Annotated in this window: 8 protein-coding genes, 2 tRNA genes and 1 pseudogene; 2 read left to right on the top strand and 9 right to left on the bottom strand. The window is 32.5% G+C overall.

Going from position 1 to position 11,386, the window contains the following annotated elements; translation table 11 throughout:
• Positions 1–615: pseudogene (locus tag ACWVCY_RS14740) on the top strand (glutamine--tRNA ligase); the annotation flags it as partial.
• A 4-nt stretch (positions 616–619) separates the two neighbouring features.
• Here the strand turns inward: ACWVCY_RS14740 and ACWVCY_RS14735 are convergent.
• From ACWVCY_RS14735 to ACWVCY_RS14715, 5 genes are all read right to left on the bottom strand, one after another.
• Positions 620–691: transfer RNA gene (locus ACWVCY_RS14735), tRNA-Gln, on the bottom strand.
• Between the two features lie 38 nt (positions 692–729).
• Positions 730–802 (bottom strand) — tRNA-Gln (locus ACWVCY_RS14730).
• Between the two features lie 133 nt (positions 803–935).
• Positions 936–1,820, bottom strand: coding sequence for a hypothetical protein (locus ACWVCY_RS14725; RefSeq protein ID WP_455143841.1), 885 nt, complete (start codon positions 1,818–1,820; stop codon positions 936–938).
• Positions 1,821–1,925: 105 nt separating this feature from the next.
• Positions 1,926–4,016: a heavy metal translocating P-type ATPase gene (locus tag ACWVCY_RS14720; RefSeq protein ID WP_455143839.1), complete on the bottom strand. Its 2,091-nt coding sequence runs from the start codon at positions 4,014–4,016 to the stop codon at positions 1,926–1,928.
• A gap of 20 nt (positions 4,017–4,036) precedes the next feature.
• Positions 4,037–4,378 carry an ArsR/SmtB family transcription factor gene (locus ACWVCY_RS14715; protein ID WP_455143837.1) on the bottom strand — a complete coding sequence of 114 codons (342 nt, stop codon included), beginning with the start codon at positions 4,376–4,378 and terminating at the stop codon, positions 4,037–4,039.
• A gap of 176 nt (positions 4,379–4,554) precedes the next feature.
• Between ACWVCY_RS14715 and ACWVCY_RS14710 the strand changes: the two genes are divergently transcribed.
• Positions 4,555–5,703 carry a S8 family serine peptidase gene (locus ACWVCY_RS14710; protein WP_455143836.1) on the top strand — a complete coding sequence of 383 codons (1,149 nt, stop codon included), beginning with the start codon at positions 4,555–4,557 and terminating at the stop codon, positions 5,701–5,703.
• Between the two features lie 149 nt (positions 5,704–5,852).
• Here the strand turns inward: ACWVCY_RS14710 and ACWVCY_RS14705 are convergent, their stop codons facing one another.
• From ACWVCY_RS14705 to ACWVCY_RS14690, 4 genes are all read right to left on the bottom strand, one after another.
• Positions 5,853–6,824 carry a hypothetical protein gene (locus tag ACWVCY_RS14705; RefSeq protein WP_455143835.1) on the bottom strand — a complete coding sequence of 324 codons (972 nt, stop codon included), beginning with the start codon at positions 6,822–6,824 and terminating at the stop codon, positions 5,853–5,855.
• 97 nt (positions 6,825–6,921) lie between these two features.
• Positions 6,922–7,800 (bottom strand): alpha/beta fold hydrolase, encoded by an 879-nt coding sequence (locus tag ACWVCY_RS14700; RefSeq protein WP_455143833.1) that lies wholly within the window; start codon positions 7,798–7,800, stop codon positions 6,922–6,924.
• 79 nt (positions 7,801–7,879) lie between these two features.
• Positions 7,880–8,833: a glycyl-radical enzyme activating protein gene (locus ACWVCY_RS14695; RefSeq protein WP_455143831.1), complete on the bottom strand. Its 954-nt coding sequence runs from the start codon at positions 8,831–8,833 to the stop codon at positions 7,880–7,882.
• Positions 8,833–11,319, bottom strand: a complete 2,487-nt coding sequence (locus ACWVCY_RS14690; RefSeq protein ID WP_455143830.1) for a glycyl radical protein — start codon at positions 11,317–11,319, stop codon at positions 8,833–8,835. Before ACWVCY_RS14690 ends, ACWVCY_RS14695 begins: the two co-directional genes overlap by 1 nt.
• Positions 11,320–11,386 lie beyond the last annotated feature (67 nt).

The following is an 11,386-nucleotide window of genomic DNA, read 5'->3' as shown; positions in this document are numbered from 1 at the left end:
GAAGAATTCTTTGATGCTCCCAATCATCCCAAAGATGAGGCAATGGGAACACGAAAACTCCCATTCTCAAGAGAAATTCTGATCGAACGATCAGATTTTATGGAACATCCTTCTAAAAAGTTTTACCGTTTAAGCCCTGACAATGAGGTTCGTCTAAGATACGCCTATTATATTAAATGCAATTCTATTGTTAAAGATAAAAATAATGGAAAAATAAAGGCACTACATTGTAATTACGATCCAAAAACTAGAGGAGGATATTCTCCTGATGGACGGAAAGTAAGATCTACGCTTCATTGGGTTTCTGATCCTCATGCAATTTCAGCAGAAATAAGATTGTACGATAGACTCTTCACCAAAGAAAATCCTTCTGATATTGGTGATTTTCTTAAAAATTTAAATCCAAACTCTTTAGAAATTAAAAAAGGGTTTATCGAGCCTAGTCTAAAGCAAGGAAAACCAGGGATGCGTTATCAATTTGAACGAATTGGATTTTTTAACATTGACCCAGTAGATTCTAAGCCAGATAATCTTGTATTTAATCGCACAATCACGTTAAGGGATACTTGGAGTAAAAAACAAAATTCTTCACAGAAATCATTACAAACGAAATAAAATACAGCCCTGCCCAGATTCGAACTGGGGACCACGGATTCAGAGTCCGCGATGATAACCACTACACCACAGGGCTTTTATATTTGTTTACGAGTTTTTTTAAGAAGAATAAAACAGCCCTGCCCAGATTCGAACTGGGGTCGCGAGGGTCAAAGCCTCGCATGATAGTCCTCTACACTACAGGGCTTTTTTACAGAATTTAGTCTGAATTAGTATACTTAGCCAAGATAAGTTAATCTTAACTGCTAAAGTAGATGATAAGAGATCCTTTTTTTAATTTTCTTAATTTAGATTTTAAATCGCATTTTTAGCTTAAAAAGTCAATTAGTCAAAAGTTGTAAAATTTGGTCATATAAAAGGTTTACACGTGCTTCAAAACCTTTTGAATGCGATAGATTATCTAAAGATAACTGATAACGATCATAATGATGCATAAATTCATGAATTAAAGTTTTTAAAAAAGTTTCGGGTTTAACAAATCTATTATTTTTCCATTCCTTTGAATAAACCGAAATTGATGACTTCTCATAAGCTGTTCCAGCTCCTCTAATCCGATGCTCTCCTAAGGTTTGTTTATTCCCTCCAATTTTCCTTTTACCTTTAGTATACACTTTCAAATTAGGCAAATCATAAAATTTTATTAGTAAATTTATTAGAGAATTTGATGAATCTTTTATTAAATTTTCAGAGCCTTTTAAAAGTCCATTCACAAGTACATGTACAGTTGGTTTGATATTTTCTAGTTCATTGTCTGATAATGGAATTATTGACTTGTCATATGACATTAAATATTCTTCCTCAGGCAAAGATCTTGGTTTTTCTTTTAGTAATTCAAAACTTTTATTTGTTAGAGCTGGAGTTACTCTTGAATAACTCGCTTTAATTACTCCAAATTCACTATTAATTGAAATAGTGGTTTTATTTATCTTTTGAACATATCCTAAACCATTATTTCTATTGTAAGTGAAATGTACTAAATCACCGATCTGAAAAGATGGAAATTTCGGATATTTGGATTTATCCTGTTCTCTTCTAAGTATCACTATAGGGACACTTACCATAGTCTGAGGGATTTGAATCGTTGCACGCTTTCTTTTCTGATTCAAATTACGAATAATACCAATAACTTCAATTGAATTAAACTTAAATCTGACAAAGTCTCCAATTTTAAAACAAAGAGAAACTTTTTTATTTTCAGGAACCATTTCTACTACATCATTTTCAAAACTATCTATAACTGATATCTTTTGTCACAGTAAAGAAGAATTTTTAATTTATAACCAATAGAAGAATGATTTTTCGATTACGGGTCATTTTAGAAGCCGTAATGAGTTTAGTATAGTTAAAAGAGTGACACCCATATCACCAAAAACTGCTACCCACATACTAGCCAGACCCAATACCCCTAATAAAATAAAAGTTGCTTTAATTCCAATAGCAAAGATAATATTTTGTTTAGCAATTGAATTTGTTCTTTGAGCAATATTGATAGCTTCTGACAACCTTTCAGGGTTATCATCCATAATAACTAAGTCAGCTGCTTCAATTGTTATATCTGATCCAGCTCCTCCCATTGCTACTCCAATATCTGCTCTAGCTATAACAGGAGCATCGTTTATACCGTCACCTACGAAAATAACCTGACCTTTTTGTTCTTGAATGATACTTTCAATGATTTCTAGCTTATTTAGTGGCATGAGATTAGAATAAATTTCATTAGTGTCTATTCCAAGGTCTTTCCCTACCCTTTCAGCAACGTTTTTAGTATCTCCAGTTAGGATTCCGATTTTTCTAACTCCTTGTTTTCTCAACGCATTAATTGCAGCAATCGATTTTTCCCTTAGCTGATCTCCAATAATAATATATCCTAAATAAATTCCATTTCTGACAACATAAATAACTGTTTGGTCCAAGATACACTTTGGATGGGCGCAATCAACCTGATGAATCATTTTATCATTACCAATGATAATTTCGTCACCATTAACAGTGCTTACTCTAACACCAAGAGCAGATATTTCTTCATATTCTTTGATCAATTCTAAGTCTAATGATTTTCCATAAGCCCTTCTTATTGATTCTGCTATAGGATGATTAGAATGGGCCTCTGCCAATGCAGCCCATTTTAGAACCTCTTGAGGTGAATATCCTTCTCCTGGAATAATTGTGATTACTTCAAATATTCCCTCTGTTAATGTTCCTGTTTTATCCCAATAAACTGCGGAAATATCATTAAGAGAATCAATTACACTTGCTCCTTTCATTAATATCCCACGTTTTGATGATCTTCCAATTCCTGAAAAATAAACTAGTGGAATAGAAACTACAAGAGCGCATGGACAAGAAATTACTAACACCACTAGAGCACGATATATCCATATATTAAAAGGTTCTTGGAATAATATTGGTGGTACAATTGCCATCAGAATAGCTAGTAGCAGTACAAAAGGTGTATAATATCTTGCAAATCTTGTAATAAATAATTCTCTGGTTGATTTTTTTGTTGTAGCATTTTCAACAGCATCTAGAATCCGAGATATAGTAGATTCATAAAATAAAGATCTAACCTGAACCCTAATACTGCCTGAGGGGATACTTCCTGATAAGATAACCATTCCAGGAGTGATTGATACTGGCTGCGATTCACCAGTTAACATAACCATGTTAAGAGTGGTATTACCTTGAATCACTATTCCATCTAGGGGGACTTTTTCTCCAGGTTTGACAAGTATAGTATCTCCAATCTTAACATCTTCCACGGGTACAACTTTAATAGTACCTTCAGAAACGAGGTTAGCTTGATCGGGTTTGATGTCTAATAAAGCCTGAACAGCATTTCTTGCATGATTAACAGCTCTTTGTTGCAAAAAAATTCCAACAGCATAAAAAATCATTACTGCAACAGCTTCTGGAATCTGATTTATGATAATTGCCCCTACTGTAGCAACAGACATTAAAAAATGTTCATTTGTAAGATCAAATTTTCTTATTTGTTTTAGAGCTGTCAGGATTACTCTCCATCCAGCCAATATATATCCGGTTATTAAGGAAAAATAACTTAGAGTTTGAAAGTTAGGATCGTTTACCCCTTGTAAAATAATTCCTATAATAAGAAATATCAAAGAAATTATGATTTGGAGGATTTGGAAATATTCTTCTCTTCTCAAAAAAGCTTTAGTTTGTTGATTTTTCCTAACTGGAAAGAGTTTTGCATTAGGTTCTACTTCACGTACAATTTTTGAAAGCCTTTCAATATCATCAGAAGAAATGGTAAGTGTTTGAGTTATAAAATCAACTTTGGCATCTAGAAAGGCATTAGATTGCAGTGAGTTTTCAATCCGAAGAGCACAACTTGCACAAGATAATCCTTGGATTTGATACTCTCTTTTAGCTTGATCCATGTAATTTCCTTCTACTAAACTTATTCTTTTAGGTGATCTAAAGTTTGTAGAATTATTGGTGAGATATGTCTTTCAAGAGAATAAAATATTTCCTTCCCTTCTCTTCGACTATTGACCAATCTACCATTTTTTAAGTGCTTTAATTGGTGAGACACAGCTGATGGAGACATTTCGAGCACTTCTGCAATGTCACATACACATAATTCTCCAGAAGAAAGGGCAATAAGAATCTTCATACGTGTTTCTCCTGAAAGAAGACCAAAAAAATTTGTAGTTGCAGGGATATCATACTCTGAGATGCTTTGTCTAGCTGAAAATACTTTTTGGGGGTGGGTTTCCAAAGTTTTACATGGTTCAGTCATTTTTACAATTTTCCTTTCATTTAACAATATATTTAGAATTCATTTAAATTCCTTTTGAATAATTGTTCAAAAGATCAATTGTTCAATTGTTTCAATTTTTAATAATCAACTTTGAAAGATCTTCTTGTCTACATAGAGGAGAAAATTCAAAAAGTTAATTATAATCTATTAGTATAATGAAAAATAATAAATCATTAAGACTTATATTTGTCATTATTTTGATCGTTATTAGTTTTAATTCTAATATATCTCAATTTATTGCTTCTCAATCTTTACCTTGGCATCTTGAACAAATTTCTATTGAAGAGGCATGGTTATATACGAAGGGTCTAGAAAATATCACTATAGCGGTCATTGATACGGGAGTAGACTTTAATCATCCTGAATTGTATGATTCAGCATGGATTAATCGTGGTGAAATCCCTGATAACGGGATTGATGATGATCAAAATGGTTTTATTGATGATATTTATGGATGGGATTTTTACAATAATGATAATGATCCGCTATATCATATGTCGGATCCGCTCCATCATCATGGGACATTTATTTCAGGAATAATTGCTGCAAAACATGATCAAAATGATGTAGAAGGGATTTCTCCAAATGTAAAAATAATGGCTTTAAGAATCATTGGATTCGAGTCAGAAGGCAACATTACTTTAGCAAATAATTTAGTTGCTGCCTTAGATTATGCAGCTAAAATGGGTGCCACCATTATAAGTCTGAGTTTAACCATGGATTTTGCTGTTTTTGGTCTGCAAGAAATTATTGAATCAATAGCACTGAAAAATATTCCAATCATTGCTCCAACAGGTAATAATATGTCTAATGGACAGGATGTTTTGAAATTCCCTGCTTGTTACCCTGAAGTAATTAGTGTGGGAGCTTCAAATCTGAATCGTGAGAGAGCATATTACAGTAATTATGGAGCTCATATTGAAATTCTTGCACCTGTAGGAGATAGTCCTATCATTAAAAGCACTATACCTCAGTATAGCTATTCAACTGGGATAGGAACTTCCTATGCAACACCACAAGTGGCAGCGGTTATTGCTCTTATAAAATCAATTAACTATCGCCTTACGACGGAAGAAATTCGTTATATACTCCATTCAACATGCAGTGATGTGAATCAAACGGGATGGGATAAATATACAGGATGGGGGATTCTGAACGCATCTACTGCAGTCTTAAAAACCCTTGAATTTAGTGGTATTCCCACGAGCCCTAATAAACTTTTTTCATTTCCATCATTGTATTTTTTTACTATTTTTATCCCATTACTTATTTTACGTTACCACAAACAAAAGATTAACAAATAATTTGATTTAGTTTAATGTTTTTAAGATCTGATGGTAGATATATAGCAAATTTAAAACTATTATTATTGATAATAATGGTTTCTAAGACTTTAACCTCTACCGTTTGTCATTTCAATTTACAGGGTTAGTTCAAGCCTCATAAAGCTTGGTTAAAACTTAATTTTGTGAATCAGGTTGGTCAATATTTTCTTGAAAAATTGATAGTCTTCAGGTTCTGATTCATAATATTCTAAACCCCAGCGTGTTTCTAAGTCTAATCCTTTCTCACTTGTGATAATATTCTTTTCCGCATTCATACCTATAATGAACACAGGTAAGGGAGACTTTTGATTTTTTAGAAGTAATTCAATTAATTTGATAACCTGTTCATATGAAAGTAAATCTCCTCTATCATAAATCAAAATCTGTCCATGATTATCCTGATATAACTCAGTCAAACTTTGATCAATATTAATACTGGATGATATTTGCAATAGATGAAGATTAAATGTCTCCAATTCCTTTAAATATGAGGTAATACCCTGTAAAGCTAATTCATTTGACTTTTTTTGATTTGTATAATTTTCTAGCAGATTTGAACCAATCCAATCTGGAGAACTGATTACACCAATTATTAACTCCTTAGCATAATATCTTTTAATTATAGAAGTTAAAACCCGTTCTATCTCGATTGGAGTCTCTCCCTCTAATTCATAATAATCAGAATTTAATTCGTGAGCGAAATTTTTTGCTGTATTAGGAGTTATAAATTCAACTTCACTTTTAATTCCCAAAAGTATTGAAGGTATACCATGCTGCTCTATATAAGGTTTAAAATTACCAAAAAATTCTTTAATCTTATTGAACGACCCACGGTCATCTTTTTTGAAGACAAAGAAAACACAGGACGTTCCTACAAGATTTTTAAAATTCAAAGCCCCAGTCTCAGTAATTCCAAGATCATATAACAAATTTAGTCTTGCATCAAATGTTTTCGTCTTCAAGGTCATCGCATGAATATCAACACCGATATAAGAAGTTGTTCCTGTTAAAGTAAAGGTAGATATTTGCTTTACCAGATTAGCAGCGATACTATTCGGATAACTTTGGAAAAAAAATTTTAATGTTAAATCTTTCTTCATAGTATGAACCTTTATTTCTTTACTATATTATCTAACAGAACTTTAAATTGTTTTAATCCGTGTACTGATTTGACTAAAAAGCTAGTAGTAATTTGAATCAAGATTTTAATTTTTCAATGATCTCCGTGAAATGGTTTATATAAGTAGACATGTGTCCTTCATCAGGATAAATTGTTATGTTACAGTTTGGAATTTGATCACTTAATTCTTGTGCTATTACAACTGGAATAGTTGAATCCAATTCACCATGAAATATATGAACATTAACTGTGTTTGGGATTTCATTTAACTCGAAACCCCAAGGTTTTGTATATAATCTAAAATCCTCTGCAGGGCCTTTTATTCCCTGATTATATGCTTCTTTAGTTTTATTAATCATCCTTTTTTTAATCGTAAAATCACTAATCAGTGCCTGATCTCTCTCAGGTAACTTTTTATATAATTTTTGAAAGTTTTTTTCCCACCATTGTTCGTTATTAAATCTTCGGAGAGTTAAGGTGAGCATTAAACGGTGTAACAATGGAAAACGCCTAGCAATAATAAACTGATATCGTGTCTGCTTCTCAATCTTATCTTTTATTAAATTATATGGTCCTAAACCAGAGACAATAGCACATCCAGTTAGAAAATCAGGTATTTTATATGCACAAGCTAAAGCATAAGGAGCACCTCCGCTTCCTCCCAGAACAGCGAATTTGTCAATAGCTAGATGTTCTGCTAGTTCAATTATGTCATTTGGCCAGTCTGTTATCAATCGGTCCTTTTGGAAATCAGAAAGACCCATTCCAGGTCTATCAGGACATACAAAACGGATTTCCAGTTCGTTACAGAATGATTCTTTTCCAAATACTGCTTCAAGACGACTGCCATCTCTACCGTGAAAATAAAAAATCGGTACCGCATTTGGATTTCCATATTCAATATAACCCAGATTACGACCATTTGATAATTTAATAGTTTGAGATATATCTTTCATTTCAGAAACCTCATCCTATTTGTTAATTATTGTAAAATTGCAGGTATTAATTAATTATTTTGATTTAAATAACATTAGACTAAATAATAGTCAAATGTAACCCAGCTTCTTGTGCTACTATTTCAAAGGTTTTAAGATCATTGTCTTGAATTTTTAATTTTTTATTCAATAAATATGGGCGACCTAATTCTTGGTATTTTCCTCTTCCCCATTCATGATATTTAAGAAACCTAATATTTTTGATTCCAAATTCTGTGCATAAATCAATGGTCTCTTTAATGTTTTCAAGATAATCATTAATCCCTGGAATAATTGGGACAGAAATTGTTATTTTGTTAACTTCATTTTGACTTAATCTTTTAAGATTTAAATGAATTTTTTCATTACTTACCCCTGTTAATGCTTTATGAAATTTTGAATCAATAATTTTTAGGTCAAAGAAGAAGAAATCAATATTAGGTAGGAAATCAACTACTTTGTCCCAATCAAAATAACCACAAGTTTCTACCCCAACAGAAAAGCCAACTGTCATAGTTTTCTTTAAGAATTCCCTAATAAAACCTGTATGGGCTAGTGGTTCACCTCCTGAGAGTGTTATTCCTCCTCCTGAATTTCTAAATAATAAAGAATTCTTTTTTACTTTTTCAAATAAATCTAAAACTGTAATAGAGTATCCAACGGTCTTTAAAGCATTTTCAGGACACATTTTAGTACATGTCTTTGATCTACACATTAAACAATGCTCTCTGCTAATAATTGGGAAATTTGAATTAGAACAATCAATATTAAGAAAAGGACAAGTGTTTTCACATCTCCTACATTTTTTGCATTTAATCCTAAAATAAATTATTTCTGGATCAAATAATTGACTTTCTGGATTCGAACACCAAGAACACCGAAGATAACAACCTTTAAAAAAAATAACTGTCCTTATTCCAGGCCCATCATCTACACAATAATCTTGTATATTAAAAATTATTGTTTCTTCATTTTTGAAGGATAAATGATTTATTAAATCTCGTGCCAATGTCATCAAAGCATTATTTCAGTTCTTTCAATAACTTGGTCTTGAATGGACTTGCTTAACTCAACAAAGAAAGCACTAAATCCAGCAACACGAACAATCAAATCGCGATACTTGTCTGGATTTTTTTGAGCGTCTCTTAACATCTTTGTATCAACCACATTAAATTGTAATTGAAAACCAAGGTAATCAAAATATGTTTTAATCAAGGAAATTAATTTTTTTGAACCTGAAATTCCTTTTAGAGCAGTAGGATGGAATTTCATATTATGAAGCCCACCTCGTATCTTAGTATGGTCAACTTTCGCTGCTGATAAGATTGTGGCAACAGGCCCATTAAGATCAGTTCCGGGGAATGGTGAGGTTACTCCATCACATAATGACACTCCTGAAAGCCTTCCATCAGGAGTTGCTCCAGTTACTTTTCCAAATGGTGTATGAGTACTAATCGCTAACATTGACGGATCATATGGTTTACCTAAATAATTAATCCCATTCTTTACGAATTCACAATAAGTATTAAAGAGATCAACAAAGATCTCATCAACATAATCATTATTATTCCCCCACTTGGGAGCATCAAGAGCTTTTCTTCTCATATCATCGTTGTTTTTGAAATTATTTTTACAAGCTTCCATGATATCCGAGATGGAATATAATTTTTCATCTTCTACAAGCATTTTTATTGCAGCAAGAGAATTTGCAGCATTGACCATTCCTGTGGAAAGAGTAGTCGGTACTTCATTACAAATTGCACCACCATCATCAAGAGATAAACCTCTTTCTATACAATCTCTGATTAAAACGGAAGAATAAATTAGATTACAGGTCTGTCGATGAGCTGCCATAACAATGTTCCAGTAAGATTGCCAATTTTGTATAGCTATTTCTAAATGAGTCTTATAGGCCTCAATTAATTCTTCATAATTTTGAGGAATCTTTGTTTCAGTGAATTGTAAACCTGTACGTAGATCTTTTCCTCCATACATCGCTAATTCAAGTAATTTCCCATGATTAATAAATCCTGGTTGAACAATTCCATAACTCATCCCTTCCATAGTTGGTTCAGTACATCCTCCCATGGCTGCATATTTCCTAATAACAGGAACTGGTAATCCAGATTTTTGTAATTCATGTTGGATATATATCTTAAGATTAAACCAAGCTGGGAAACCACATCCCGTCTTTACACATTCAACTGCTTTTAAAAGAAATTCCTCACTAAGAGAATCATCATACCATATTGATAAGGTAGGCTGTATAGTTTGACAATTAATAGCTGCTTGCAAAATTAACATCGATAATTCGTTATCACCTCTTCTTCCATTTTCATCTGTCCCTCCAATAATCATATTTTGAAATAAGTTTCCTGATCCAAGGCCCTCCCAAGAGAATGAAGCCATATATTCTATTTCGGTCATTTTTATACGTAATGCTTCTAGTAACTCTAGTACATCATCATCAGAAATATTTGTATCATTCTTATAAAAATAATACATATACCTGTCAAATCTTCCAGGTGAATATCCAAGATGAGCTCCCTCAATATGACCAGCTAGGTAAATAAACCAAAAAGCTTGGATAGCTTCCTTAAAGTTTCGAGGTGGATATTTTGGTACCAATTTACAAGTATTAGCAATCATAAATAACTCTTGTTTTCTTTTTGGATCCATCTCTGTTTGCGCTAATCTCTTTGCTTCTTTAGCATAATTGTTAGCCCAATTAATTGTTGCTTCTAGTACTCTTATTCCAGACCTCCAAAAATATATTTTTTCTGCTGATTTATAGTCAGTTATTCGTGTTTTTGAAATATTGATTTTTATTCTTTCAATGATTTTTAAAAATCCTTCATTCAATGCTGACTCGAAATCAAGAACATATCTTCCTTCTGGAGCAGGATCATGGGGAGCTGTATATAATACTGCTTCCCAACCCTTTTCGATGTAATCTGCTTCAGAAAATGTCGTTTTCCATAAAGCATCACCTAAATCCTGCATATTTTTGTCTTTAAAATATTCTGCACATTCTTTCAGCTTACTTTTATCATTTTTAGATATAAGAAATTTATGAGAAAAAAGTTCAAATTCTCCTGACCTAGCAAGTTCTCTTCCTTTGGCAATACCACCTCCTTCTCCTAAATCTGTCACAATATCCTGAGCTTCTTGTTGTTCTTCTTCAAAAACTCTCTGAATGTAAGCAGAAGCATAATTACAATAAGGAATGGCTCCACGGACAAATCTTGTCTTATTTCCAACAATAAGCTCATTATCTCTGATCACTGGTGTCATATTTTCTAAAGCATAGGCATGGCATTCAGCTCTTCTTCCTAGTACATTCATACCATCAGTTTTCCGATGTGCTTCCATATAATAATAGATATACTCAGGATCGACGATCAAAGGTTCTGATAAATATTTATCACGTAATTGTCGAATTCTATCCGTAGAGGGTTCTTTGACAATTTCACGTCTTTCAAAGTTAAGTGATTCCGTCACTTTTCATCTACTTCTTATTTGATTTTGAATAATTCTTGTAGATAATATTACCATAAATCATATTTTC

This window comes from Candidatus Hodarchaeum mangrovi (genome assembly GCF_975850365.1).
This window is presented reverse-complemented; position numbering and strand designations above follow the sequence as displayed.